Genomic DNA, 24,154 nt, shown 5'->3' with positions numbered 1-24,154 from the left:
GGGGGCTGACATCCGCAGTCCGGATGTCAGCCCCCGGCCGTCGTTGGGCGCCAGGCGTTATGAAGATGTGACCCGGAACAAAAGCCGCACCTGGGATGTGAACGCTAACTTGTGCGAGTGGGCCAATGGAGACCCACCCCGCGACGGATGCGACTTCGCGTTAGCTGCGAGTCGGCTCTGCCGCGAGGACATGCGACGAGGAGGACTCAGTGATGAGACGACTAGCGGCCGCGGCCGCGACGGTAGCGGTGCTCACGCTCGCCGCATGCAGCGGCGGGTCGACCGACGACGACGACGGAACCGCGGCGCCAGGCGGGGGAGCGGAGACCGACACGATCGTGGTCGGCTTCTCGCAGGTTGGCTCCGAGAGCGGGTGGCGCGCCGCGAACACCAAGTCGATCCAGGACACGCTGACGGCGGAGAACGGCTTCGAGCTCAAGTTCTCCGACGCGCAGCAGAAGCAGGAGAACCAGATCCAGGCGATCCGCTCCTACATCGCCCAGGGCGTCGACGTGATCGCGTTCTCGCCCGTGGTCCAGTCCGGCTGGGACGGCGTCCTGGAGGAAGCCAGGGATGCGGGCATCCCCGTGGTGCTGACCGACCGGGCGGTGGACTCGACCGACGAGACGCTGTACGAGTCCTTCATCGGCTCGGACTTCGTGCTCGAGGGCGAGATGATGGGCGAGTGGGTGTCTGAGAACCTGGCGACCGAGCCGATCAAGGTCGTCGAGCTGCAGGGCACGACCGGCTCGGCGCCGGCGATCGACCGCAAGACCGGGTTCGAGACCGCGACGGCGGACAACCCCAACGTCGAGATCATCGCCTCCCAGACCGGCAACTTCACGCGGACCGAGGGCAAGCAGGTCATGGAGGGCTTCCTCCAGGCGCACAGCGACATCGATGTCGTGTACGCCCACAACGACGACATGGGGCTCGGCGCCATCGAAGCCATCGAGGCCGCCGGGATGGTCCCCGGGGTCGACATCAAGATCGTGACGATCGACGCCGTCAAGGACGGGATGCAGGCGCTCGTCGACGGCAAGATCAACTACATCGTCGAGTGCAACCCGCTGCTCGGTCCGGACCTCGCCGACATCATCAAGGCCGTCGTCGCCGGCGAGCCGGTCGAGAAGCGGATCGTCGTCAAGGACGAGGCGTTCGACCAGGCAGCGGCGACCGTCGCGCTCCCCGACCGCGAGTACTGAGCCGCTCGATCCTGAGCTGCTCGCCGCACGCTGCTCGACGCTTGACGCGTACCGCCTGATGCTCGCCGTGCACACCCGCTCCGCCGCGGGGTGCACGGCGAGCAGCGGCACGCCCCGCACGTCCCGCGAGGAAGGTCACCGATGACAGGCTCAAGCCCCGTGGTCGAGATGTCGGGCATCTCGATCGAGTTCCCGGGCGTCAAGGCGCTCTCCGAGGTCGACTTCAGCCTGTATCCGGGTGAGGTGCACGCCCTGATGGGCGAGAACGGCGCCGGGAAGTCCACCCTGATCAAGGCCCTGACGGGCGTCTACCGCATCGACTCCGGCACGATCCGGGTCGGGGGCGAGCCGCGGGAGTTCAGCGGGCCGGCCCAGGCCCAGGCCGCGGGGATCAGCACGGTCTACCAAGAGGTCAACCTCTGCGACAACCTGTCCGTCGCCGAGAACATCATGCTCGGGCGGGAGCCGCGCTGGGCGGGCGGCATCGCGTGGCGGTCGCTGCGGCGCGAGGCGGCGGGGTACCTCGCCCGCCTCGGGCTCGACATCGACCCCAGGTCGCTGCTGTCGTCGCACTCGATCGCGATCCAGCAGCTCGTGGCGATCTGCCGGGCGATGGTCGTCGACGCGAAGGTGCTCGTCCTCGACGAGCCGACGTCGAGCCTGGACGCCGGCGAGGTCCAGCAGCTCTTCGGGGTCATCCGGTCCCTGCGCGACGACGGCGTCGCGATCCTGTTCGTCTCCCACTTCCTCGAGCAGGTGTTCGAGATCTCCGACCGGATGACGATCCTGCGGAACGGAAAGCTCGTCGGCGAGCACCGGACCAGCGAGATCCGGCGCCTCGAGCTCGTCTCCGCGATGATCGGCGCCTCGCTCGAGGACCTCGAGAAGCTCGAGGAAGCCCCCAAGCGCCAGATCTCCGAGCACGCGGACACCCGGCCGTACCTGCAGGCCATCGGTCTCGGGCGGCGCGGTTCGATCGAGCCCTTCGACCTCGACGTCTACGCGGGCGAGGTCGTGGGTCTCGCGGGGCTGCTTGGCTCCGGCCGCACCGAGCTCGCCCGCCTGCTCTTCGGTGCCGATCACGCCGACGCCGGCCTGCTCACGATCGACGGCTCGCCCACCCGGCTGCGGACACCGCGGGCCGCGGTCGGGCAGAAGATCGCGTTCTCGTCCGAGGACCGCAAGGCCGAGGGCATCGTCGCCGACCTGACCGTCCGCGAGAACATCGTGCTCGGCGTCCAGGCCGCCCGCGGCTGGGCCCGCCGGCTCCCGAAGCGCCAGCAGGACGAGCTCGTGACGAAGTACATCGCGGCGCTCGGTATCCGGCCGGCCAACCCCGAGGCGCTCCTGCGCAACCTCTCGGGGGGGAACCAGCAGAAGGTCCTCCTCGCGCGGTGGCTCGCGACGGCGCCGCGGCTGCTCATCCTCGACGAGCCGACCCGCGGCATCGACGTCGGCGCCAAGGCGGAGATCCAGCGGCTGGTCGCGCAGCTCGCGGCCGACGGGATGGCGGTCGTGTTCATCTCGGCCGAGCTCGAGGAGGTGCTCCGCCTGAGCCACCGAATCGCGGTGCTCCGGGACCGGACGAAGGTCGCCGAGGTCACCAACGGCGACGACGTCACCGTCCGTGACGTCGTCGAGCTCATCGCCAGCGGAGGGCAGTCCTGATGGCCATCGTGAGGCACCGGTTGTTCTGGCCCGTGGTCGCCCTGCTCGCCCTCATCGTCGCGAACACCCTGAGCACGCCGACCTTCCTCACCATCCGGGTCCAGGACGGGCACCTGTTCGGCGCGCTCATCGACATCCTGCGCAACAGCTCGCCCCTGATCCTCGTCGCGCTGGGCATGACGCTCGTCATCGCGACGCGGGGGATCGACCTCTCGGTGGGCGCCGTCGTCGCGATCTCCGGGGCGGTCGCCCTGAGCTTCATCGCGTCGTCATCCCAGCCGGGCGCGGTCTCGACCGTCCTCATCGCCATCGCCATCGCGCTGGCCCTGTCGCTCGTGCTCGGCACCTGGAACGGGTTCCTCGTCTCGGTCGTGGGCATCCAGCCGATCATCGCGACCCTCGTGCTCATGACCGCGGGCCGCGGGATCGCGATGCTCATCACGGGCGGCGAGATCACCACGATCAACAGCCCGCCGTACAAGACCATCGGCTCCGGGTTCTGGTTGGGGCTGCCCGTCTCGATCCTGATCGCGGGCACACTGTTCGCGCTCGTCGCCGTGCTGACCCGGCGCACCGCGCTCGGCATGCTCATCGAGTCGGTCGGGATCAACCCGGGCGCCAGCCGGCTCGCCGGGGTGCGTTCGCGGAGCATCGTCTGGACGGTCTATGCCCTGACCGGGCTGTTCGCGGGCATCGCCGGGCTGATGATGAGCTCGAACGTGATGGCCGCCGACGCGAACAACGTGGGCCTGTTCATCGAGCTGGACGCGATCCTCGCGGTGGTCATCGGGGGCACGTCCCTCGCCGGCGGGAAGTTCTCGCTCGGCGGGACGCTCATCGGGGTCTTCATCATCCAGACCCTGAGCCTCACGGTGACGATCCTCGGCATCTCGCCCTCGATCACCCCCCTGTTCAAGGCGCTCGTGGTCATCGCGGTGTGCCTGCTCCAGGCGCCAATCGTGCGCGCCAAGCTCACAGTGCGCCGCCCACCGGCCGCGCGCGCGACGGCGGAGGTGGCGGCCTGATGGTCACGGACGAGGTCACCGCGAAGCCGCGGCGCACCGTGCACTCGCTCGTCGGCCGGCTCTCCGGCGGACGCGGCGGCGACGGGCCCGGGGCCAGCAGGCCGCGGCGGTCGCGGCTCGACCCGCGCTACACGCCGGTGTTCGGGACGCTGGTCGTGATCGCCCTGATCCTCGCGATCGGGGGCAGCCGGTACGAGAACTTCCTCTCGGGCCGGGTCGTGTCCAACGTCTTCATCGGCAACTCGTTCCTCATCGTGCTCGCCGTCGGGATGACGTTCGTGATCCTCACGGGCGGCATCGACCTGTCGGTCGGCGCCGTCGTCGCGCTCTCGGGGATCATGGCGGCGTCGCTGTTTCAGAGCGGCTGGCCCGCGTACGTGGTGATCCCGCTCGTGATCGCGGTCGGGTCGCTGCTCGGGCTCGTCGTCGGCGTGATGGTGCACGTGTTCGAGATCCAACCGTTCATCGCGACGCTCGCGGCGATGTTCCTGGCGCGCGGGCTCTCCTACGTCATCAGCCTGTCGTCCATCCCGATCTCGGACCCGACCATCGTGTGGCTCTCGAGCACGCGCTACCCCATCGGCGAGTCCTGGGTCATCACGCCGAGCGTCATCATCGCCCTGGTCGTCGTCGCGATCGCGTTCTACGTGCTGCACCACACCCAGTTCGGGCGCACCGTCTACGCGATCGGCGGCGGCGAGAGCTCCGCCGTCCTGATGGGCCTGCCGGTCGCGCGCACCAAGGTGGGTGTCTACATCATCAGCGGGACGTGCGCCGGCATCGGCGGGTTCCTGTTCGCGGTGTACTCGCGGTCCGGGTACTCCCTCACGGGCGTCGGCATGGAGCTCGACGCGATTGCGGCCGTCGTGATCGGCGGCACGCTCCTGACCGGCGGCAGCGGCTTCGTGCTCGGCTCGGTGCTCGGGGTCCTCGTGCTCGGCCTGATCCAGACGATCATCACGTTCGAGGGCACCCTGAGCTCGTGGTGGACCCGGATCGTGATCGGCGGCCTGCTACTCGCGTTCGTGGTGCTGCAACGAGTCCTGATCGTCCGGCGGCGCTGATCATGCGCCAGCGCTGATCGTGCGCGCGCGCCGGCGTCTTCCGTCCTGCCGTCAGGGCCGGGCGGCGAACCGCTCGAGCAGCTCGGCGTGCCCCGAGACGATGATCAGGTCGTTCGCGGAGATCCGGGTGTCGGGCGCGGCGTACACGAAGTCAAGGCCGGGGCTCTTCACCCCGATGATCGTGACGCCGTAGCGCTCGGTCACCTTGGTCTGCCCGATCGTGAAGCCCTGCATCTCGCGCGGAGGCCGCATCTTGACGATCGTGAAGCCGTCCTCCACCTCGATGTAGTCGAGCATCTTGCCCGAGACGAGGTGCGCGACGCGCGTGCCGGCGTCGGACTCCGGCAGCACGACGTGGTGCGCGCCGATGCGCTGCAGGATGCGGGCGTGCTCGGCCGAGATCGCCTTGGCCCAGATCTGCGGCGCGCCCAGGTCGACGAGGTTCGCCGTGATCAGCACGCTCGCCTCGAGGTAGGACCCGACGCCGACCACGGCGACGGCGAAGTCGCGCGCCCCGAGCTGTTCGAGCGCCTCGGGGTTCGTCGCGTCCGCCTCCACGAGCGGGAGCCGGCCGGCCCACTGGGCGATGAGCTGGGGGGACTTCTCGACCGCGAGCACGTCCTGGCCGAGTGCCTCCAGGGTGCTCGCCAGGGCCGAGCCGAAACGCCCCAGGCCGACGACGAGCACGCCGGCGTTCTTCGAGGCCTTGGCGGGCTTGGCGGCCCGCAGGTTCTCAGCCAATGATCGGCCTCTCTTCTGGTAGCCGGATCACCCGGCGGCGGTTGCGCAGGGCGAGCGCCGCCGCGAAGGTCATCGTGCCGGTTCGGCCGATGAACATGAGGAACACGAGCACGTACTTTCCCTCGTCGGGGAGTTCTGCGGTGATCCCCGTCGACAGCCCGCACGTCGCGAAGGCGGAGATTACCTCGAACAGGATCTCGTCGAGCGCGAGGCCGGTGATCGCGAGCAGCGCGAGGCTCGCGACCAGGACGATCGTCGCGCTCACGAGCGAGACGGCGATCGCGACCTGGAGCGCCTCGCGCGGGATGCGCCGGCCGAACGCCTCGACGTCCGGGTCCCCCCGGGCCTCCGCGAGGATCGCGAGCAGCATGATCGCCAGCGTCGTGACCTTGATGCCGCCCGCGGTCGAGGCGCTGCCGCCGCCGACGAACATGAGGGCGTCGTTGAGCAGCCAGGTGCCCTCGTGCATCCCGGCGACGTCGACGGTCGAGAAGCCGCCCGAGCGCGGCATGACGCCCGCGAACAGCGACGCGAGGATCGTGGCGGGCCAGTCGAGCGGCGCAAACGTGCGGGGGTTGCTCCACTCGAACGCCGCGACCAGCGCCGTCCCCGCCACCACGAGGGCCGCGCTCATGGTCAGGGTGAGCTTCGAGTGCAGGTTCCACCGCCGGGGCCGGCGCGCGTGCCGGAGCACGTCGAGGACCACCGGGAAGCCGAGCGAGCCGACGAAGACGCCGATGACGATCGGCAGCAGGATCCACCAGTCCGAGACGTAGGGGGCCAGGCCCTCCGCGGTGGGGACGAAGCCCGCGTTGTTGAACGCTGAGATCGCATAGAAGATCCCGTGCCAGGCCGACGTCGACCAGCTCTCGCCGAGCAGGTGGAAGCGCGGGATGAGGATCACGGCGATCGCGACCTCGAACAGCGTCGAGGTGAGGATGACGATCCGGATCAGCGAGCCGACCTCGCCCAGCCGGGTCATCTTGGTCTCGGAGGAGACCAGCAGGCGCTGCGTCAGCCCGATCCGCCGCGAGACGGCGAGCCCGAGCAGCGACGCGAGCGTCATCACGCCGAGGCCGCCGATCTTGATCGCCACCAGGATCGCGACCTGGCCCCACGTGGACCAGTAGGTCCCGGTCGGCTGCGTCACGAGGCCGGTCACGCACACGGCCGACGTCGCGGTGAACAGGGCGTCGACGAACGGCGCGCGCGTTCCCGTCGCGGTCGCGATCGGCAGCGACAGCAGCGCCGTGAAGATCGCGATCACGCCCGCGAAGACGCCGAGGGCGAGGCGGGCCGGGGACTGCCGGGCCAGGCGGTCGACGAGCTCGCGGGGTGACCAGCGGGTCAGGGCGATCCGCTGCTCCATGGAACCTCCCGGCCGGCCGACGACGTGCGCGACCCACTGTGACACGTCCCGGTCGCCTGGGCCGCGCAGCGCCACGCGCGCCGAGCCCGCATGGACCCCCACGAGCTCGCACGGACCCCGACGACCCGCACGGACCCCGACGACCCGCACGGACCCCGACGACCCGCACGGACCCGAGCGATCGGGCCCGGGCCCGATCGGGTGCGGGCTACGGTGTGCGCCATGGCGGAATCGGTGCGCATCATCTGGACACCCGCGCTGCTGGACTACGACTTCGGGGCCGGCCACCCGATGTCGCCGCTGCGCCTCGAGCTCACGATGGATCTCGCGCGGTCCCTCGGGCTCCTGACCGCCCCGGGCGTGCGCGTCGTGGGCGTCGAGCCCGCGAGCGTCGCCGAGCTGCGGACCGTGCACGACGCCGCGTACGTCGCCGCGGTGATGGCGGCCTCCGCCGGGGAAGACGTCGAGCCGGCGTTCGGCCTCGGGACGGAGGACGACCCCGTGTTCCCGGGCATGCACGAGGCGGCCGCCCGCATCGTGGCGGGCAGCCTCGCCGGCGCCGTCGCGGTCTGGTCGGGCGAGGCGGTGCACGCGGTGAACATCACCGGCGGGATGCACCACGCGATGCCCGGCGCGGCGTCGGGCTTCTGCGTCTACAACGACGCCGCGGTCGCGATCCGGCGGCTGCTCGCGGACGGCGCCGAGCGGGTCGCGTACGTCGACGTCGACGCCCACCACGGCGACGGCGTCGAGCACATCTTCTGGGACGACCCGCGGGTGCTGACCGTGTCGGTGCACGAGAGCGGGCGCACGCTGTTCCCCGGCACGGGCCACGGGCTGGACATTGGGGGCCTCGGCGCGGAGGGAACCGCGGTCAACGTCGCGCTGCCCGCCGGGACGGGCGACGCGGGCTGGCTGCGGGCGATCGACGCCGTCGTGCCCGCGGTGGTGCGGGGCTTCGCCCCCGACATGATCGTCAGCCAGCACGGCTGCGACGCCCACGCCCTCGACCCGCTCGCGAACCTCAAGGTCAGCGTGGATGCCCAGCGGCGCGTCGCCGAGCTGCTGCACGGCCTCGCGCACGAGGTCGCGGGCGGGCGGTGGCTCGCGCTCGGCGGCGGCGGGTACGCCGTCGTCGAGGTGGTGCCCCGCGCCTGGAGCCACCTGATCGCCATCGCCGGCCACATCCCGCTCGACCCGGAGACGCCGCTGCCTGCGAGCTGGAGCGCCGACGTCGCCGAGCGCTGGGGGCGCACCCCGCCCGAGCTGATGACCGACGGCGCGAGCCTCGCCTTCGGCCACTGGCGCGACGGCTACGACCCCGCCGACGACGTCGACCGGGCGATCCGGGGCGCGCGCGAGGCCGTGTTCCCGCACCTCGGGCTCGACCCGCAGCACGACTGACACGCGGACGCCTACCACGTGGGACCCGCGAGGCCCTAAGGTGAGGCCAACACGCCCGCTGTCCGCGGGGTGCACGTTGTTGGTGCCCGGCAAGGTCGAGGAAGCGGTGGGATGTCGAGCGAAGAGCCGCGAGCCCGGTTCCTGACCGTCGCTGAGGTCGCCGAGGTCATGCGGGTCTCACGGATGACTGTCTACCGCCTCGTGCACTCCGGCGAGATGCCCGCCGTCCGCGTGGGCCGGTCGTTCCGCGTGCCGCAGGACGCCCTCGAGCACTACCTGTCCACCGCCTACATCGAGGGCGACCGACTCACGTCGTGAGCGCCGCGACCGGCCCCGGTCGGCGCCGTCGCGGGCGGACTGCCGCACCCGGTACAGTGGAAGAGGATTTTCCCGTGCCTGGACAAGGCGACCGCGCCGCGTGTCGTTCCGACCAGCACCAGTCGATCATTGTGAGGACATATGGGCTCCGTCATCAAGAAGCGCCGTAAGCGCATGGCGAAGAAGAAGCATCGCAAGCTGCTTCGCAAGACACGCCACCAGCGTCGCAACAAGAAGTAACCTTCCGGGCCCGGCAGAGATGCCGGGCCCGTGTGCGTCCGGGGTGCGAGCGTCGGGCGCCCGGGGTCTGTCATCGCGCCCGTACAACGATGTAAGTTTGGCGAGGAGACGTTGCGGGCACCCGGCCCGACGCGGAGCCCGGAAGGACGGTCGCAGGTGTCCGCGACGATGCACGACGTCGCTCGGCTTGCGGGCGTGTCGGTCAAGACGGTGTCGAACGTCGTCAACGGCTACGCCTACCTCCGCCCCGCGACGAAGTCCCGGGTCGAGGCCGCGATCGCCGAGCTCGGCTACCAGGTCAACGTGTCCGCGCGCAACCTTCGCCAGGGCCGCACCGGCATGATCGGGCTCGCGGTACCCGAGCTCAGCCAGCCCTACTTCGCCGAGCTCGCCGACCTCGTGATCCAGGCCGGCGAGGAGTGCGGGGTCACGGTGCTGATCGAGCAGACCGGCGCGCAGCGGGACCGCGAGCTCGAGGTGCTGCACGGCAACCGCCGGCGGATGACCGACGGGCTGATCTTCAGCCCGCTCGCCCTCGGCGAGGAGGACCGCGCCGAGTTCACCGTCGGCTACCCGCTCGTCCTGCTGGGCGAGCGGATCTTCCGCGGCCCGACGGATCACGTGACCATGGCGAACGCCGAGGCGGCCTACGCCGCGACGACCTATCTCATCGGGCTCGGCCGGCGGCGAATCGCGGTGGTCGGAGCCCATCCCGGCGAGACCGTCGGCTCGGCCGCGCTGCGCACGGCGGGCTACGAGCGGGCGCTCGCCGAGGCGGGGCTGCCGCTCGACCCGGCGTTGGTGGTTCCCGGCGACCCCTGGCACCGGGCGACGGGCGCCCGCGTCGTGGAGGACCTGCTCGCGTCCGGGACCGCGATCGACGCGGTGTTTGCCCTCAACGACGCCCTGGCCCTCGGCGCGCTGCGCGCGCTGTCCGCGCGGGGTGTCCGGGTTCCGCAGGACGTCGCGGTGATCGGCTTCGACGACGTCGACGACGCGCGGTACTCGACGCCGTCCCTGTCGAGCGTCGCGCCCGGGCGGCGCGAGATCGCGCGGACCGCGGTGGAGCTGCTGGTCGCGCGCATCGCGGACCCGTCACCGGTGCGGCCGTTCGTCGAGGTCGTCTCCGCCTTCACCCTGGTCGAACGCGAGTCCACCCGGCAGGCGTGACCCGCGTCAGCGTGACCTACGCCTCATCGTGACCAATCCGTGACCTTGCGGTCTTGACCGTTCGCGTCGCTTCCTACATCGTTGTACTACAACGATGTACACGCGGCTACGCTCGTCGCGACGGATCAAGGAGGATTCGAGACATGCACCTCAGAACTCGTGGTTCGCGGGCCGTGCGGCCCGCCGTGGCGGCCTGGATCGGGCTCGGCGCCCTCACTCTCGCGGCGTGCTCCGGTGGCGGCGACCCTGCGGCGGACTCCACGGAGTCCGGTGGCGAGGCCGCCGCCGGTTGCACCAACACCGTCGTCAAGCCCGACGCCGAGCAGGTGACGGTCTGGGCGTGGTACCCGGCGTTCGAGCCCGTCGTCGACCTGTTCAACAACTCGCACGACGACATCCAGATCTGCTGGTCCAACGCGGGCCAGGGCAACGACGAGTACACGAAGTTCAGCACGACGATCGAGGCGAAGAGCGGCGCGCCCGACGTCATCATGCTCGAGACCGAGGTGCTGCCGAGCTTCATCATCCGCGACGCGCTCGCCGACCTGTCGCCGTACGGCGCGGCCGACGTCGAGGCGAACTATGCCCCGGGCGTCTGGGCGGACCACTCGAGCGGGGACAGCGTGTACGCGATCCCGGTCGACGGCGGCCCGATGGGGATGCTGTACCGCCAGGACATGTTCGAGGCCGCGGGCATCATGGAGCCGCCGGCGACGTGGGAGCAGTTCGCGATCGACGCCCAGAAGCTGCGCGACTCCGGCAGCACCGCGCTCATGACCGACTTCCCGACCAACGGGCGGGCCTTCAACCAGGCGCTGTTCGCCCAGGCGGGCTCTGTGCCCTACGTCTTCGGCGACAGCCCGACCGACGTGACGATCGAGCTCAACGACGACGGGACGAAGAAGGTCCTCAACTACTGGTTCGACCTGATCGACAAGGGCCTGGTGGGCACGGACGACGCCTTCACGACCGACTACAACACCAAGCTCGTCGACGGCAGCTACGCGGTGTACCTCGCCGCGGCGTGGGGCCCGGGGTACCTGTCTGGCCTGGCCGGCGCCGACGAGTCCGCCGTCTGGCGCGCCGCGCCGCTGCCCCAGTGGGACGCGGCCGACCCGGTTCAGGTCAACTGGGGTGGCTCGGCCTTCGCCGTGACCAGCCAGGCCAAGAACCCCGAGGCTGCGGCCGTGGTGGCCAAGGAGATCTTCGGCACCGAGGAGGCCTGGAAGATCGGGATCGAGCAGGGCGCGCTCTACCCGCTCTGGCTCCCGATCGCTGAGTCCGACTACTTCAAGGGGCTCGAGTACCCGTTCTTCGGCGGTCAGAAGATCAACGAGGACGTCTTCCTGGCCGCGGCCGCGGGCTACGAGGGCTTCACGTTCTCGCCGTTCCAGAACTTCGCCTACGACCAGCTCACCGAGGAGCAGTTCGCCGCGGTCCAGGGGGAGAAGTCGCCCGACCAGGCGGCCGATGACCTGCAGGACCAGGTGGTGGAGTACGCCACGAGCGAGGGCTTCACGGTCGACTAGCTCGCGACCGGTCCGCGCGGGGCGGTCGACCACCGTCCGCCCCGCGCGTCCGGCCGGGGCCGCCCGCCGTGACCTCGCGGTCACCCCTGCCCTCGTCCACCCTGTCTGCCCGCCCCAGGAGTACACATGACCCAGGTAGCCCCGACGGCACCCGCGGGCGCCGTCTCTCGAGCCGGCCGCCGGCCGGCCGCCCTCACCGGTGGCGTCGACCGGGCGCGTCAGCGCTACGGCTGGATGTTCGTCACGCCGTTCACGCTCGTGTTCGTCACGTTCCTGATCGTCCCGCTCGCGTACGCGTTCTGGATGAGCCTGCACACCAAGACGCTTGCCCAGGGGGAGAGCTTCAGCGGGTTCGCGAACTACTCGCGGGCGTTCACCGACCCGGACTTCCTGCACGGCGTCGGCTTCGTGCTCCGGTTCTCGCTCGTGCTCATCCCGCTGCAGATGCTCGTGTCGCTCGCCGCGGCGCTCGTGCTCGACAACCTGTCGACCCGGTTCTCGAAGTTCTCCCGGCTGATGATCTTCGTGCCGTACGCGATCCCGGTCGTCATCGGCGCGATGATGTGGGGGTTCCTGTACAGCCCGCGGTTCGGGCCGCTCGGCCAGCTGTTCGGGCTGTTCGGCGCGGACGCGCCCTTCCTGCTCAGCCCGGACAACGTCTTCTACGGCCTGCTCAACGTGGTCGTGTGGCAGTGGGCCGGCTACTACATGATCATCATCTACGCGGCGCTGCGCGGCATCGACTCCTCGATCTACGAGGCGGCCCGCATGGACGGCGCGAACGGGTGGCAGATCGCGCTGCGCATCAAGGTCCCGATGATCTCGTCGGCCCTCGTGCTCATCCTGGTGTTCGCGCTGATCGGGACGCTGCAGTTCTTCACCGAGCCGCAGGTGCTGCGCTCGGTGGCGTCCGGGTCCATCGACGCGTCGTTCACCCCCAACCTCTACGCGTACACCCTCGCGTTCTCGTACTCCCAGTTCAACTACGCCTCCGCGATCTCGTTCGCGCTGGGCGTCGTCGTGTTCATCGGGTCGTACGTGTTCCTCTTCCTCTCGCGCAAGCGGAACGGACTCAGCTGATGACGACGACGTCGCCCACCCGCCCGGCGCGCGGCCCGTCCGCGCGCCGCCACCTCGGCTCGCACACGTTCCTGGTGCTGCTGATCCTGTACTTCGCGCTGCCGCTGTGGTGGCTCGTGGTGGCGAGCACCAAGGACATCAACGGGCTGTTCACCGGCTCCGGCGGTCCCCTATGGTTCGACGACCAGTTCAGCCTCGTGGACAACATCAAGCAGCTGTTCACCCAGAACGGCGGGATCTACTGGCGCTGGCTCGGCAACTCCTTCCTGTACGCGTTCGTCGGTGGCATCGGGGCCACGATCCTGTCGGTACTGGCCGGGTACGGCTTCGCCAAGTACCGGTTCCGCGGCCGGAACCTCTACTTCTCGGTGCTCTTGGGCTCGGTCATGGTGCCGGTGACGGCGCTGGTCATCCCGACGTTCGTGCTCCTGAGCCAGCTTGGGCTGACCAACACGATCTGGGCCGTGATCCTGCCGTCGCTGCTGAGCCCGTTCGGGGTCTACCTCATGCGCGTCTACGCGCAGGATGCCGTTCCGGACGAGTTGCTCGACGCCGCGCGGGTCGACGGCGCGGGGGACCTCAGGTCGTTCGTCAGCATCGCGCTGCCGCTGCTGCGCCCCGCGATCGTCACGGTGCTGCTGCTGTCGACCGTCGCGACGTGGAACAACTACTTCCTGCCGCTCGCCGTGCTCTCGGACACCAAGCTGTTGCCCGTCACCGTGGGCCTAGGGCAGTGGCAGGCGCAGTCCACCTCGGGGGCCGCCGGCTCGCAGCTCTGGAACCTCGTGGTGACCGGTGCGCTCATCTCGATCCTGCCGCTCGTCATCTCGTTCCTCTCGCTGCAGAAGTACTGGCAGGGCGGGCTCACGCTCGGAAGTCTCAAGTAGGCCCCGCCTCCACCCGTCTCGACCCGCCTCCGCCTCCACCCGCACCTGTCCTAGGAGGACACCCGCATGCTCACGGCTTCTCTCACCCTCGACCCGGCGTTCACCATCTCGCCGGTTCGACGGCGCACCTTCGGGTCGTTCGTCGAGCACCTCGGGCGCTGCGTCTACACGGGGCTGCACGACCCGGCCCACCCGACCGCGGACGCGGACGGCTTCCGGGGCGACGTCGTCGGCCTCACGCGCGAGCTGGGCGTCTCGACCGTGCGGTACCCGGGCGGGAACTTCGTGTCCGGGTACCGCTGGGAGGACGGGGTGGGGCCGGTCGGCGCCCGGCCCGCGCGCCTCGACCTCGCGTGGCACAGCACCGAGCCGAACACCGTCGGGCTCGACGAGTTCATGCGCTGGTGCGCCGCGGCGGGCGTCGAGCCGATGATGGCCGTCAACCTCGGTACGCGCGGGGTGCAGGAGGCGCTCGACCTGCTGGAGTACTGCAACGTCGCGGCCGGGAGCCACTTCTCCGACCTGCGGCGCGCGAACGGCACCGAGCAGCCGCACAACATCCGCATGTGGTGCCTGGGCAACGAGATGGACGGCCCGTGGCAGATCGGCCACAAGACGGCTCAGGAGTACGGGCGGCTCGCGGCCGAGACCGCGCGGGCGATGCGGATGATCGACCCTGACCTCGAGCTCGTCGCGTGCGGCAGCTCCAGCTCGGCGATGCCGACCTTCGGGGCCTGGGAGGCGACCGTGCTGACCGAGGCGTACGAGCAGGTCGACTTCATCTCGGCGCACGCGTACTACTTCGAAGAAGACGGCGACCTCGCGAGCTTCCTCGGCTCGGCGATCAACATGGACCGCTTCATCGAGGACGTCGTCGCGACGGCCGACGCCGTGCGCGCCGCCCAGAAGCTGACCAAGCGCCTGCACATCTCGTTCGACGAGTGGAACGTCTGGTACCTGAACGCGGCCCCGTCGAAGCCGCCGACCGACGACTGGCCCGTCGCGCCCGTGCTCCTCGAGGACCACTACAGCGTGGCCGACGCCGTCGTCGTGGGGAACCTGCTCATCTCGTTGCTGCGGCACTCCGATCGGGTCCGCTCGGCGAGCCTCGCGCAGCTCGTGAACGTCATCGCGCCGATCATGACGGAGCCCGGGGGGCGCATCTGGCGGCAGACGACGTTCCACCCCTTCGCCCTGACCTCGCGGTACGCGGTGGGAGACGTCCTGCGCGTCGAGCTCAGCTCGCCCGCGGCGCCGACGGCGAAGTTCGGCGACACGCCGCTCGTGGACGCGATCGCGACGCGCGACGCCGGCACCGGCGCCGTCGCGGTGTTCGCCGTGAACCGCTCGGTCAGCGAGCCGCTCGTGCTCGACATCGACCTGCGCGCCCTCGGTGCGGTCGAGCTCGTCGAGTGCGTCACGCTCGCCAACCCGGACCCGTACGCGCGCGCGACGGCCGACGACGACCGCTCGGTCGCGCCGCGCGAGAACACCGCCGTCACGCGCGAGGGCGACCTGCTGCGCGTCGAGCTGCCGCCCGTCTCGTGGACGATGGTCCGGCTCGCGTCGTGAGGCCGGGCCGCGCGTGAGGCCGGGCCGCCGGTTGCGCGGTGCGCTGGCCGGGCCAAGTGGCGAGTTCGTCCGTTTGTGCTGAGTCCGTGCGTTTCGATGGACGAACTCGGCAGGAGCTGGCGAACTCGCAGCCCGCGCGCCGGGCGCCGGGGCGGGTCAGCCGCGGACTGAGCGGCCGATCGAGCGGAGCACGAGGCCCGCCGCCCAGGCGAGACCCGCCCAGCTCGCGGTCTTGATGCCCCGGCGGGCGGCCCGCCGTCGGCCGCGGAACTCCCGGATGGGCCAGCCGGCAGCCTGGGCGTGCCGGCGTAGGCGCGGGTCCGGGTTGATCGCGCACGGGTGCCCGACCGTGGACAGCAGCGGCACGTCGTTGGTCGAGTCGCCGTAGGCGTACGACGCCGAGAGGTCGATGTTCTCGCGCTCGGCGAGCGCGCGGACCGAGCTCGACTTGGCCTTGCCGTGCAGCATGTCGCCGACGAGCCGCCCGGTGTAGTAGCCGTCCTTGTGCTCGGCGACGGTGCCCAGGCAGCCGGTCGCGCCGAGGCGTCGCGCGATGAGCGCGCCGATCTCGACCGGGGTCGCGGTCACGAGCCAGACCTGGTGGCCGGCCGCGAGGTGGTCGTCGAGCAGCTGCAGCGTGCCGGGGAAGATGCGCAGCTCGAGGACCTGGTCATAGACCTCCTCGCCGACCGCGACGACCTCCGCGACCGAGTGCCCGGTCATGATGTTCAGCGCGCGCGAGCGCACCGCGTCGATCTGCTCGCGGTTCTCCCCGAAGAGCTGGTAGCGCGCGTTCTGGACCGTCGCGGCGATGATGTCGCGGTAGCGGAAGAACCCGCGCCGACGCAGGCCGCGCGCGAGGTGGAAGGCGCTCGCGCCGCGGATGATCGTGTTGTCGACGTCGAAGAAGGCCGCCGAGACCCGGGCGGGCACGGGTACCTCGACGTCGAGATCGGCGTTCGAGGGCTCGGGCACCTGTCCACTGTAACGACGGCGCGCCGGGGTCGACGGCGCCTAGGGTTGAGGCATGACCGACGACGGGGTGCGGGTGGTGCTGTACGGGCGTGCCGGCTGCCATCTGTGCGACGACGCCCGGGTGATCGTCGCGGCGGTGGCCGCCGCGGCCGGCACGGGTTGGGCCGAGGTCGACATCGACGCCGAGGCCGTGCGCGACGGCGGCGCGCTGCAGCGCGAGTACGGCGAGCAGGTGCCCGTCGTGCTCGTCGACGGCGTGCAGCGGGACTACTGGCGCATCGACGCCGGCCGGCTCGCGGCCGCGCTCGCGCCGAGACCATGACCGCCGTGCGGGCCGTGGGCGAGCCGGTGGACGTGCGCCGGTCGGCCCGGCGCGTGCCGCCGGCGACGGTGAGCCGGCTCCCGCTGTACCTGCGCGCCCTCGCGGCGTTCGCCGCCGACGGGGTCAGCACGACGTCGTCGAGCACGCTCGCGGCCGCGGCCGGCGTCGGGTCGGCCCAGCTGCGCAAGGACCTGTCGTTCCTCGGCAGCCACGGCACGCGCGGGGTGGGGTACGACGTCGCCAACCTCAGCCGGCACCTGACGGTCGCCCTCGGGCTGACGAGCCAGCGGCACGTGGTGATCGTCGGCGTCGGCCACCTCGGCCACGCGCTCGCGAACTACTCGGGGCTGGCCGGCCGGAACTTCTCCGTGGTCGGGCTCGTCGACGCCGACCCGCGGGTCGTGGGCACGACCGTCGCGGGGCTCGAGGTCCAGCCGGCCGACCGGCTCGGGCGGGTCGTCGCCGCAAGCGGCGCGACGATCGCGGTGATCGCGACGCCCGCCGAGGTCGCGCAGGACGTGTGCGACGCGGCCGTCGCGGCCGGGGTGACCGGCGTGCTCAACTTCGCGCCGTGCTCGCTCCGGGTGCCGCCGGAGGTCGACCTGCGGGTCGTCGACCTCGGCTCGGAGCTGCAGATCCTGGCGTTCCACGACAGCCGAAAGGCCGACGCCGGCGCGTGAGCGCCGACCTCGGCCTTCCGGGTGCTGCGGGGGCGGGTCAGGCCTGCTTGATGGCCGAGATCTCGATGGCGATCTTGACCTTGTCGCCGACGAGGAGGCCGCCGGCCTCGAGCGTCGCGTTCCACGTGAGGCCGAAGTCCTTGCGGGAGATCTCGGTGGTCGCGGAGAAGCCGGCGCGCAGGTTGCCGTAGGGGTCGACCGCGGTGCCGTTGAACTCGGTGGCCAGCTCGACCGAGCGGGTCACGCCGTGGATCGTCAGGTCGCCGGTGACGACGGCCTCGGCGCCGGAGCCCTCGACCGAGGTGGACGTGAACGTCCAGGCCGGGAAGGACTCGACGTCGAAGAAGTCGGCGCCCTTGAGGTGACCGTCGCGGCCCGCGTCCCGCGTGTCGATCGTGGCGGGGTCGAGCGTCGCGGTGACGGCGGACGTCGTGAGGTCGGCGCCGATCGTCACGGTGGCCTCGGTCAGCGCAACCGTGCCGCGCACCTTCGAGATACCCGCGTGGCGGACGGTGAAGCCCGCGTCGCTGTGCGACGGGTCGGCGACCCAGGTGCCGGCGGTGAGCTCGGTGGGAAGTGTGGTGACGGTCATGAGATTCTCCTCGTACGTGTGTGGGGCGGGTAGCGGTCCCGGACTGGCCGGGCTGTTGTTGAACTCGCAAGTACCCGGTAGTTGATATTTCTACTATAGTCTTGTCCGGAACGCAAGTTCCGGCCCGGTCGGCCGGGACGAGCAGGAGAGCCGCACGAGCAGCAGAGAGCACGAGCAGAGAGCAGGCACAGGGATGTCGACCACGTCGGTAGCGGCCGCAGCGAGCGCGGCGGCGCCCCCCACCCGCTGGTTGTCGCCGGAACAGCAGCGGAACTGGCGCGCCTACATCGACGGGTCCGCGCTCCTGACCGAGGCCCTGTCCCGCGATCTCGAGGGCGGCGCCGACCTGTCCCTGAGCGAGTACGAGATCCTCGTACGCCTGTCGGAGGCCCCGGACCGAACGCTGCGTATGTCGACGCTCGCGGACGAGCTGGCGCACTCACGCAGCCGGATCACGCACACGATCCGCCGGATGGAGGGGCGCGGGTTCGTCGAGCGCAAGGCCTGCGCCGCCGACGGCCGCGGCGTGAACGCCGCGCTGACCGACTTCGGGTTCGCGACCCTCGAGGCCGCCGCCCGGCTGCACGTCGAGTGCGTGCGCGAGCACGTCGTCGACCTGCTGACGCCGGAGCAGCTGGCGGCGCTCGGCGCCGCGATGGCGGTCGTGCGCGACGCGCTCCGCTGCCCGGACCCGGCGAGCTGACCGGCGCGCCCGGCGGATCTCACCTGCGCGGCGCGCCGCGTCTGGTGGGCACGCCCAGCGGGGTTTGCGACACTGTGCCCATGTCCGAAACCACCGTCCACCTGCTCCGGCACGGCGAGGTCCACAATCCCACCGGCGTGCTCTACGGGAGGATGCCCGGATACGGGCTGTCCGAGCGTGGCCGCCTCATGGCCGAGCGCGTCGCGGCCCACGTCTCGGGTCGCGACATCACCGCCGTCGTCGCCTCCTCGCTGCAGCGCGCCCAGGAGACCGCGGGACCCATCTCGGCCGCCCTCGGCGTCGCCATCACGACCGACGACCGGCTCCTCGAGGCCGAGAACAGGTTCGAGGGCCTGCGTGTCGGCGTCGGCGACGGCGCGCTGCGCAACCCCCGCTACTGGTACCTGCTGCGCAACCCGTTCCGGCCGTCGTGGGGCGAGCCGTACCGCGAGCAGGCCGACCGCGTCCTCGCGGCGGTCGACGCGGCACGCGAGCTCGCGCGCGGGCACGAGGCGCTGCTCGTGAGCCACCAGCTGCCGATCTGGGTCACGCGGCTCGCGCTGTCCGAGCGCCGGCTGTGGCACGACCCGCGCAACCGCGAGTGCTCGCTCGCCTCGCTGACGAGCCTGCGGTTCGACGGCGATCGCCTGACCGGGATCCACTACAGCGAACCCGCCGCCGACCTGCTCCCGGGAACCTCCGCGGTGGCTGGGGCGTGACCATGCCTGCCCCGCGCCTGGCCCCCGTGCGCGCGGCCCCCGTGCGTCTCGCGGCCGCGCTCGCGGGCGGGCTCCTGCTCGCGGCCGCGCTCGCCGGCTGCGGCGCGAGCGCGGACCAGGGCGGGTCGGGCGACGTCGCCGACCAGGGGTACCAGTCCGGCGACGGCACGACCCGCACCTGGCCGGTGGCCGACCGCGGCGAGCCGGTCGAGCTCGCGGGGACGGACTTCGCGGGAGCGGCGGTCGACGTCGCGGCCTGGCGCGGCGACGTCGTCGTGCTCAACACCTGGTACGCGGCCTGCCCGCCGTGCCGCGCGGAGGCGCCGGACCTCGTCCAGCTCGCCGCCGACTTCGCCGCCGACGGCCTGCACCTCGTGGGGATCAACGGGACCGACGACGCCGGTGCCGCGCAGGCCTTCGAACGCACCTTCGCCGTGACGTACCCCTCGATCGCCGACACCGACGGCTCGGCGATCGCGGCCCTGCAGGGCGCCGTCCCGGTGCAGGCGGTGCCCACCACCGTCGTGCTCGACCGGCAGGGCCGGGTCGCCGCGCGCATCCTCGGCGCGGCCGACCCGGCGACGCTCGAGGCGCTCGTCGGCGACGCGCTGGCCGAGCCGGCGGCGACGGGCTCGGATTCGTGACCGTCCTCGCCGCGGGCGTGCTCGCGGACGCGGGCGAGAGCTTCGGCACCGCTGCGTTCTCCGGCTCGATGCTCGTGGCCGTCCCCGTCGCGCTGCTCGCGGGCCTGGTGTCGTTCGCGTCGCCGTGCGTCCTGCCGCTCGTGCCGGGGTACCTCGGCTACCTCGGCGGCATGAGCGGCGCGTCGCTCGGCCAGGCGGGCGGCTCGGCGGGCCGCGGCCGCACGCGGGTGGCCCCCCAGCGCAGCCGGCTCGTGCTCGGCGTCGCGCTGTTCGTCGCGGGCTTCACCGCGGTTTTCGTCACGCTCGGGACGCTCGCCGGCTCGCTCGGCGCGGCGCTGAGCCGGTGGGAGGACCCGATCAGCCGCGTGCTGGGCGTCGTCGTGATCCTCCTCGGGGTCGCGTTCATGGGTGGCATCCCGTTCCTGCAGCAGGACCGGCGCGTGCACGTGAGCCCGACGGCGGGCCTGTGGGGCGCGCCCGTGCTAGGGATCGTGTTCGGGCTCGGCTGGGCGCCGTGCATCGGGCCGACGCTCGCCGCGGTCATCGCCCTCTCGCTCGACGGCGGCTCGGCGCGCCGCGGGGCGTTCCTGTCGATCGCCTACTGCGTCGGGCTCGGCCTCCCGTTCCTGCTCATCGCGCTGGGCTTCGAGCGCAGCACGCGGGCCGTCGCGTTCGCGCGCCGGCACCGGCTAGCCGTGATGCGGCTCGGGGGAGCGCTGCTCATCGTGATCGGGCTCGCGCTCGTGACGGGCCTGTGGGGCGTGTGGACGCAGTCCCTGCAGGGCCTCGTCGACGGTTTCGAGCCGGTCCTGTGACGAGCGCGCACGTGCCCGACGGCGTCGACGACGCGTTCCTCGCCGGCGCGCCCGTGGTGCTGCCGCGGCTGGGCGCGGTCGGCTGGCTGCGCTGGGTCTGGCGCCAGCTGACCAGCATGCGGGTGGCCCTCATGCTCCTCATGCTGCTCGCCGTCGCGGCGGTGCCGGGATCGGTCTACCCGCAGCGCCCGGCCGACCCGACCGTCGTCGCGCAGTACCTCGTGGACCACCCCGGCGCCGGCCCCTGGCTCGACCGGCTCGGCATGTTCGACGTGTACTCCTCCGTCTGGTTCTCGTCGATCTACCTCCTGCTGTTCGTCTCGCTGATCGGCTGCATCCTGCCGCGCACGCGCGCGTACCTGTCCGCCGTCCGGGCCCGGCCGCCGCGCACCCCGCGCCGCTTCGACCGGTTCCCCGCGCAGGGCGCGCTCACGACGACGGCGGGCGCGCGCGAGGTCGCCGACGCCGCGGCGGTCGCGCTGCGCGGGCGGCTGCGCTGGCTGCCGCGCTTCCGGGTCGACGTGCGCGCCGAGGGCCTGCTCGTCGGCGCCGACCCCGGCGCGGGCACGACGTGGGTCGTCTCGGCCGAGCGCGGGTACCTGCGCGAGGCCGGCAACCTCGCGTTCCACCTCGCGCTGCTCGGGCTGCTCGTCGCCGTCGGCACCGGACAGTTCCTGCACTACCGCGGGCAGGCGCTCGTGCTCGAGGGCCGCGGGTTCGCGAACGCGGTGGTGGACTACGACACGTTCGACTCCGGGGCCGGGTTCGACCCCGCGAGCCTCGTGCCCTTCACGCTCACGCTCGACGCGTTCACCGCGAGCTTCGATCCCGAGACGCTCGCGGCCCGGTTCTTCGAGGCCGACGTCACGGTGCGGGAACCGGACGGCAGCACGAGCGCGGACTCGATCCGGGTGAACCACCCGCTCGACGTGGGCGGCGCCAAGATCTACCTGCAGGGCAACGGCTACGCGCCCGAGGTGACGATGCGGGACGCGGCCGGCGAGGTCGCGTTCGCGGGCGCGGTTCCCTTCCTGCCGCAGGACGACGTGTACACCTCGCGCGGGGTGATCAAGGTGCCCGACGTCTCCACCGGTGCCCAGGTCGGCCTCGTCGGGTACCTCCTGCCGACGGCGGTCGAGTCCGGCTCCGGGCTGTGGCGGTCCGTGAACCCGCAGCCGAACGCGCCGATGCTCGTGCTCTCGGTGTGGTCCGGCGACCTGGGCCTCGACGACGGCGTGCCGCAGAACGTCTACCAGCTGGACGAGAGCGCCATGACGCAGGAGGTCGACGACGCCGGCGCGCCCGTGACGCTGTACGTGGCGGCGGGCGAGACGGTCGAGCTGCCGGGCGGGCTCGGGACGCTCACGTTCGACGACCTGCCCCGCTACGTCGCGCTCGACCTGCGGCACGACCCGACGCTCGCCTACGTGCTCGCGAGCGCCCTGATCGCGCTCGCGGGCCTGGCGATCTCGTTGTTCACGCCGCGCCGGCGCGTGTGGCTGCGCGCGACGCCGGCCGGCCCCGGCCGCACCCAGGTCACTGCGGCGGCGCTGGCTCGCGGCGACGATCTCGGGCTGCAGGCCGAGCTGGATGCGGTGCTCGCGGCGATCCCGGGCCCGGTTCCGGGTGCGGCGGACGACTCCGGCGCGCAGGATGGCGGCGCGCAGGATGGCGACGTGAATGGTGGCGCCTCGAGCCGGTCGAGGGAAGAATCGGCAACTGAACCGAAGGCGGGACGATGACCCTGGCAGATGCGGCCGACCTCAGCACGAAGCTCGTGTGGAGCGCGGCGACGGTGTACACCGTCGCGCTCGTCGCGTACTCGATCGACCTCGCTCGCGTGGCCGAGCACGCGGGCCGGATGGCGCGCACCGCGCGCGCGGCCGTTGGGGTGCACCAGCCCGTCGCGGCCGGCGGCGCGAGCGCGCCGGCGGCCCCGGCCTCGCCCGGGCTAGCGGGCCCGGCTGGCCGGGACGGCGCGCGGCGGCGCTCCAAGGCCCGCGGCATCGCGCGCACGACGACGATGCTCGGGCTGGTGCTCCAGGCCGCCGCGGTCGTGCTGCGCGGGATCGCCGCCGGCCGCACCCCGTGGGCCAACATGTACGAGTTCGCGCTCGTCGGCTCCATGGTCGCGATCGTGGTCCTGCTCGTCGTGCTGCGCCGGCGCGACCTGCCCTTCCTCGGCGTGCTCGTGACGGGCCTGACCGTGCTGGCGCTCGCGCTCGCGCTGCTGGTCTTCTTCGTGCAGGCCGACGGCGTGCAGCCGGCGCTCGACTCCTACTGGATCGTCATCCACGTCGGCGTCGCGATCACCGCGACCGGGGTCTTCACCGTGGCGTTCGCCGCGAGCGTGCTCCAGCTGCTCAAGGGCGCGCGGGACCGCGGCTCAGCCGGTCTGTCCCGGCCGGTCTGGCGCTGGCTCGAGACCGTGCCGCGCACCGTCGAGCTCGAGGCGCTGTCCTTCCGGCTCAACGCGATCGGCTTCGTGCTGTGGACGTTCACCGTCATCGCGGGCGCGATCTGGGCCGAGCACACGTGGGGCCGGTACTGGGGCTGGGACCCGAAGGAGGTCTGGAGCTTCGTGGTCTGGGTCGTGTACGCGGCGTACCTGCACGCGCGCACGACGCGCGGCTGGTCCGGGAGCCGGGCGGCCTGGTTCGTGCTGATCGGCTACGGCTGCGTGCTGGCGAACTTCACGCTCGTCAACCTCTTCTTCTCCGGCAAGCACGCGTACTCGGGCCTGTAGACGGGCCGTCGTCCGCGGTCGAGCGCAGCGCGCAGCGGCAGGCAGGCGCGCCGAGACTGAGGGCGTGAGGGCGTTAGGGCGTCGTGCCGAGCGGGCCGGGCTGGTCGGAGTCCGAGCCGTCGTCGGTGCCTTTGGCCTCGCGCTCGGCCCGGCGCTGCTGCTGCTCGAGGCGCCACAGGAACTCGGGGTCGTCGTCGGGCGCGACGGGTCCGGCCGGGGGCTTGGGCGCCCGCCAGCTCCGTCCGGGCGCGCCCGCGGGGCCCGACCGGGATCGGAGCACGAGGCTGATGATCGTGTAGACGATCAGCCCGATGACCACCAGGGCGAGAAGGTTCCGCATGGCGTCCAGCGTAAGCGTTCGCGCGCGTCATGCACGGGCCTAGGCTGGCCGTGTGCCGATCGTGACCTACTCCGTGCTCCGGCTCGGCCTCTTCGCCGGGTGCCTCGCTCTGCTGTACCTGGTGGGCGTGGGTGGCTGGCTGCTCGTCGTCGGCGCCGCCTTCCTCGCCTGGGGCATCTCCTACGCGGTGCTCGCGGGCCCGCGCGACCGTGCCGCGCTCTACCTCGCCGAGCGGGCGGCGCGGCGCAGGTCCGGGCGGCGCTTCTCGCGCTCGGTCGAGCAGGACGCGGCCGTGGAGGACGCGATCGACGACGCCCGCCGGCTCGCGGGCCCCGCCGCCGACTGA

Annotated in this window: 26 protein-coding genes; 21 read left to right on the top strand and 5 right to left on the bottom strand. The window is 71.8% G+C overall.

All coding sequences use genetic code 11. The features are described 5' to 3' along the window. The first annotated feature begins 212 nt into the window (after positions 1-212). From J4E96_RS18125 to yjfF, 4 genes are all read left to right on the top strand, one after another. The gene (locus J4E96_RS18125; protein WP_227423426.1) at positions 213-1,205 is read left to right on the top strand and encodes an ABC transporter substrate-binding protein; all 993 of its coding nucleotides are present in this window, start codon (positions 213-215) and stop codon (positions 1,203-1,205) included. A 141-nt stretch (positions 1,206-1,346) separates the two neighbouring features. Beyond that, positions 1,347-2,873 (top strand): sugar ABC transporter ATP-binding protein, encoded by a 1,527-nt coding sequence (locus tag J4E96_RS18120; protein ID WP_227423425.1) that lies wholly within the window; start codon positions 1,347-1,349, stop codon positions 2,871-2,873. Continuing rightward, entirely contained in the window at positions 2,873-3,898 is a 1,026-nt protein-coding gene (locus J4E96_RS18115; protein ID WP_227423424.1) for an ABC transporter permease, read from the top strand. The genes J4E96_RS18120 and J4E96_RS18115 overlap by 1 nt, the downstream gene beginning before the upstream one ends. Continuing rightward, positions 3,898-4,962, top strand: coding sequence for a galactofuranose ABC transporter, permease protein YjfF (gene yjfF, locus J4E96_RS18110; RefSeq protein WP_227423423.1), 1,065 nt, complete (start codon positions 3,898-3,900; stop codon positions 4,960-4,962). Before J4E96_RS18115 ends, yjfF begins: the two co-directional genes overlap by 1 nt. A 51-nt stretch (positions 4,963-5,013) precedes the next feature. On the opposite strand, the gene J4E96_RS18105 is transcribed toward yjfF, so the two are convergent. Together J4E96_RS18105 and J4E96_RS18100 are read right to left on the bottom strand one after the other, a co-directional pair. Continuing rightward, positions 5,014-5,703, bottom strand: a complete 690-nt coding sequence (locus J4E96_RS18105) for a potassium channel family protein (RefSeq protein WP_227423422.1) — start codon at positions 5,701-5,703, stop codon at positions 5,014-5,016. After that, positions 5,696-7,072, bottom strand: a complete 1,377-nt coding sequence (locus J4E96_RS18100) for a TrkH family potassium uptake protein (protein ID WP_227423421.1) — start codon at positions 7,070-7,072, stop codon at positions 5,696-5,698. The genes J4E96_RS18105 and J4E96_RS18100 overlap by 8 nt, the downstream gene beginning before the upstream one ends. A gap of 222 nt (positions 7,073-7,294) precedes the next feature. Between J4E96_RS18100 and J4E96_RS18095 the strand changes: the two genes are divergently transcribed. The 8 genes from J4E96_RS18095 (at position 7,295) to arfA (ending at position 15,272) form a co-directional block, all read left to right on the top strand. Then, entirely contained in the window at positions 7,295-8,476 is a 1,182-nt protein-coding gene (locus J4E96_RS18095) for an acetoin utilization protein AcuC (protein ID WP_227423420.1), read from the top strand. Positions 8,477-8,587: 111 nt separating this feature from the next. Then, entirely contained in the window at positions 8,588-8,794 is a 207-nt protein-coding gene (locus tag J4E96_RS18090; protein ID WP_227423419.1) for a helix-turn-helix domain-containing protein, read from the top strand. A gap of 141 nt (positions 8,795-8,935) precedes the next feature. Next, positions 8,936-9,034: a 30S ribosomal protein bS22 gene (locus tag J4E96_RS18085; protein WP_003792170.1), complete on the top strand. Its 99-nt coding sequence runs from the start codon at positions 8,936-8,938 to the stop codon at positions 9,032-9,034. A 156-nt stretch (positions 9,035-9,190) separates the two neighbouring features. After that, positions 9,191-10,204, top strand: a complete 1,014-nt coding sequence (locus tag J4E96_RS18080; RefSeq protein ID WP_227423418.1) for a LacI family DNA-binding transcriptional regulator — start codon at positions 9,191-9,193, stop codon at positions 10,202-10,204. Positions 10,205-10,347: 143 nt separating this feature from the next. Next, a complete protein-coding gene (locus tag J4E96_RS18075; protein ID WP_227423417.1) occupies positions 10,348-11,733 on the top strand; it encodes an ABC transporter substrate-binding protein in 1,386 nt (461 codons plus the stop codon). Between the two features lie 126 nt (positions 11,734-11,859). After that, positions 11,860-12,813 (top strand): carbohydrate ABC transporter permease, encoded by a 954-nt coding sequence (locus J4E96_RS18070; RefSeq protein ID WP_227423416.1) that lies wholly within the window; start codon positions 11,860-11,862, stop codon positions 12,811-12,813. After that, positions 12,813-13,700, top strand: coding sequence for a carbohydrate ABC transporter permease (locus J4E96_RS18065; RefSeq protein ID WP_227423415.1), 888 nt, complete (start codon positions 12,813-12,815; stop codon positions 13,698-13,700). Before J4E96_RS18070 ends, J4E96_RS18065 begins: the two co-directional genes overlap by 1 nt. A 66-nt stretch (positions 13,701-13,766) precedes the next feature. Further along, positions 13,767-15,272 carry an arabinosylfuranosidase ArfA gene (arfA, locus tag J4E96_RS18060; RefSeq protein WP_227423414.1) on the top strand — a complete coding sequence of 502 codons (1,506 nt, stop codon included), beginning with the start codon at positions 13,767-13,769 and terminating at the stop codon, positions 15,270-15,272. Positions 15,273-15,428: 156 nt separating this feature from the next. On the opposite strand, the gene J4E96_RS18055 is transcribed toward arfA, so the two are convergent. Beyond that, a complete protein-coding gene (locus tag J4E96_RS18055) occupies positions 15,429-16,247 on the bottom strand; it encodes an HAD family hydrolase (RefSeq protein WP_227423413.1) in 819 nt (272 codons plus the stop codon). 52 nt (positions 16,248-16,299) lie between these two features. Here J4E96_RS18055 and J4E96_RS18050 point away from each other — a divergent pair, with 52 nt between their 5' ends. Continuing rightward, positions 16,300-16,569 carry a glutaredoxin family protein gene (locus J4E96_RS18050; protein WP_227423412.1) on the top strand — a complete coding sequence of 90 codons (270 nt, stop codon included), beginning with the start codon at positions 16,300-16,302 and terminating at the stop codon, positions 16,567-16,569. Continuing rightward, entirely contained in the window at positions 16,566-17,249 is a 684-nt protein-coding gene (locus J4E96_RS18045; protein ID WP_227423411.1) for a redox-sensing transcriptional repressor Rex, read from the top strand. Before J4E96_RS18050 ends, J4E96_RS18045 begins: the two co-directional genes overlap by 4 nt. A 37-nt stretch (positions 17,250-17,286) precedes the next feature. Here the strand turns inward: J4E96_RS18045 and J4E96_RS18040 are convergent, their stop codons facing one another. Then, positions 17,287-17,841: a YceI family protein gene (locus tag J4E96_RS18040; protein ID WP_227423410.1), complete on the bottom strand. Its 555-nt coding sequence runs from the start codon at positions 17,839-17,841 to the stop codon at positions 17,287-17,289. A 193-nt stretch (positions 17,842-18,034) separates the two neighbouring features. Between J4E96_RS18040 and J4E96_RS18035 the strand changes: the two genes are divergently transcribed. The 6 genes from J4E96_RS18035 (at position 18,035) to ccsB (ending at position 23,468) form a co-directional block, all read left to right on the top strand. Further along, positions 18,035-18,544: a MarR family winged helix-turn-helix transcriptional regulator gene (locus J4E96_RS18035; RefSeq protein WP_227423409.1), complete on the top strand. Its 510-nt coding sequence runs from the start codon at positions 18,035-18,037 to the stop codon at positions 18,542-18,544. Positions 18,545-18,624: 80 nt separating this feature from the next. Further along, positions 18,625-19,263 carry a histidine phosphatase family protein gene (locus tag J4E96_RS18030; protein ID WP_227423408.1) on the top strand — a complete coding sequence of 213 codons (639 nt, stop codon included), beginning with the start codon at positions 18,625-18,627 and terminating at the stop codon, positions 19,261-19,263. A gap of 2 nt (positions 19,264-19,265) precedes the next feature. After that, positions 19,266-19,907 carry a TlpA family protein disulfide reductase gene (locus J4E96_RS18025; RefSeq protein ID WP_227423407.1) on the top strand — a complete coding sequence of 214 codons (642 nt, stop codon included), beginning with the start codon at positions 19,266-19,268 and terminating at the stop codon, positions 19,905-19,907. Further along, complete coding sequence (locus J4E96_RS18020; protein WP_406620053.1) at positions 19,904-20,722, top strand: cytochrome c biogenesis CcdA family protein; 819 nt, start codon at positions 19,904-19,906, stop codon at positions 20,720-20,722. Before J4E96_RS18025 ends, J4E96_RS18020 begins: the two co-directional genes overlap by 4 nt. Positions 20,723-20,733: 11 nt before the next feature. Next, complete coding sequence (gene resB / locus J4E96_RS18015) at positions 20,734-22,464, top strand: cytochrome c biogenesis protein ResB (RefSeq protein WP_227423406.1); 1,731 nt, start codon at positions 20,734-20,736, stop codon at positions 22,462-22,464. Next, positions 22,461-23,468 (top strand): c-type cytochrome biogenesis protein CcsB, encoded by a 1,008-nt coding sequence (gene ccsB, locus J4E96_RS18010; protein ID WP_227423405.1) that lies wholly within the window; start codon positions 22,461-22,463, stop codon positions 23,466-23,468. The genes resB and ccsB overlap by 4 nt, the downstream gene beginning before the upstream one ends. Positions 23,469-23,541: 73 nt before the next feature. Here ccsB and J4E96_RS18005 read toward each other — a convergent pair whose 3' ends face one another. Further along, entirely contained in the window at positions 23,542-23,808 is a 267-nt protein-coding gene (locus J4E96_RS18005) for a hypothetical protein (RefSeq protein WP_227423404.1), read from the bottom strand. 52 nt (positions 23,809-23,860) lie between these two features. On the opposite strand from J4E96_RS18005, the gene J4E96_RS18000 reads away from it, so the two are divergent. Further along, positions 23,861-24,154 (top strand): DUF4229 domain-containing protein, encoded by a 294-nt coding sequence (locus J4E96_RS18000; RefSeq protein ID WP_227423403.1) that lies wholly within the window; start codon positions 23,861-23,863, stop codon positions 24,152-24,154.

Source organism: Pengzhenrongella sicca, from assembly GCF_017569225.1.
Taxonomy (GTDB): domain Bacteria; phylum Actinomycetota; class Actinomycetes; order Actinomycetales; family Cellulomonadaceae; genus Pengzhenrongella; species Pengzhenrongella sicca.
Note: the sequence above shows the minus strand (reverse complement) of the source record. Positions and strands in the feature narration are given on the sequence as shown.

Coding starts and splice junctions, on each gene's coding strand:
- J4E96_RS18125 (WP_227423426.1), top strand. CDS start 213: ATGAGACGACTAGCGGCCGCGGCCGCGACGGTAGCGGTGCTCACGCTC.
- J4E96_RS18120 (WP_227423425.1), top strand. CDS start 1,347: ATGACAGGCTCAAGCCCCGTGGTCGAGATGTCGGGCATCTCGATCGAG.
- J4E96_RS18115 (WP_227423424.1), top strand. CDS start 2,873: ATGGCCATCGTGAGGCACCGGTTGTTCTGGCCCGTGGTCGCCCTGCTC.
- yjfF (WP_227423423.1), top strand. CDS start 3,898: ATGGTCACGGACGAGGTCACCGCGAAGCCGCGGCGCACCGTGCACTCG.
- J4E96_RS18100 (WP_227423421.1), bottom strand. CDS start 7,072: ATGGAGCAGCGGATCGCCCTGACCCGCTGGTCACCCCGCGAGCTCGTC.
- J4E96_RS18095 (WP_227423420.1), top strand. CDS start 7,295: ATGGCGGAATCGGTGCGCATCATCTGGACACCCGCGCTGCTGGACTAC.
- J4E96_RS18090 (WP_227423419.1), top strand. CDS start 8,588: ATGTCGAGCGAAGAGCCGCGAGCCCGGTTCCTGACCGTCGCTGAGGTC.
- J4E96_RS18085 (WP_003792170.1), top strand. CDS start 8,936: ATGGGCTCCGTCATCAAGAAGCGCCGTAAGCGCATGGCGAAGAAGAAG.
- J4E96_RS18075 (WP_227423417.1), top strand. CDS start 10,348: ATGCACCTCAGAACTCGTGGTTCGCGGGCCGTGCGGCCCGCCGTGGCG.
- J4E96_RS18070 (WP_227423416.1), top strand. CDS start 11,860: ATGACCCAGGTAGCCCCGACGGCACCCGCGGGCGCCGTCTCTCGAGCC.
- J4E96_RS18065 (WP_227423415.1), top strand. CDS start 12,813: ATGACGACGACGTCGCCCACCCGCCCGGCGCGCGGCCCGTCCGCGCGC.
- arfA (WP_227423414.1), top strand. CDS start 13,767: ATGCTCACGGCTTCTCTCACCCTCGACCCGGCGTTCACCATCTCGCCG.
- J4E96_RS18050 (WP_227423412.1), top strand. CDS start 16,300: ATGACCGACGACGGGGTGCGGGTGGTGCTGTACGGGCGTGCCGGCTGC.
- J4E96_RS18045 (WP_227423411.1), top strand. CDS start 16,566: ATGACCGCCGTGCGGGCCGTGGGCGAGCCGGTGGACGTGCGCCGGTCG.
- J4E96_RS18040 (WP_227423410.1), bottom strand. CDS start 17,841: ATGACCGTCACCACACTTCCCACCGAGCTCACCGCCGGCACCTGGGTC.
- J4E96_RS18035 (WP_227423409.1), top strand. CDS start 18,035: ATGTCGACCACGTCGGTAGCGGCCGCAGCGAGCGCGGCGGCGCCCCCC.
- J4E96_RS18030 (WP_227423408.1), top strand. CDS start 18,625: ATGTCCGAAACCACCGTCCACCTGCTCCGGCACGGCGAGGTCCACAAT.
- J4E96_RS18025 (WP_227423407.1), top strand. CDS start 19,266: ATGCCTGCCCCGCGCCTGGCCCCCGTGCGCGCGGCCCCCGTGCGTCTC.
- ccsB (WP_227423405.1), top strand. CDS start 22,461: ATGACCCTGGCAGATGCGGCCGACCTCAGCACGAAGCTCGTGTGGAGC.
- J4E96_RS18005 (WP_227423404.1), bottom strand. CDS start 23,808: ATGCGGAACCTTCTCGCCCTGGTGGTCATCGGGCTGATCGTCTACACG.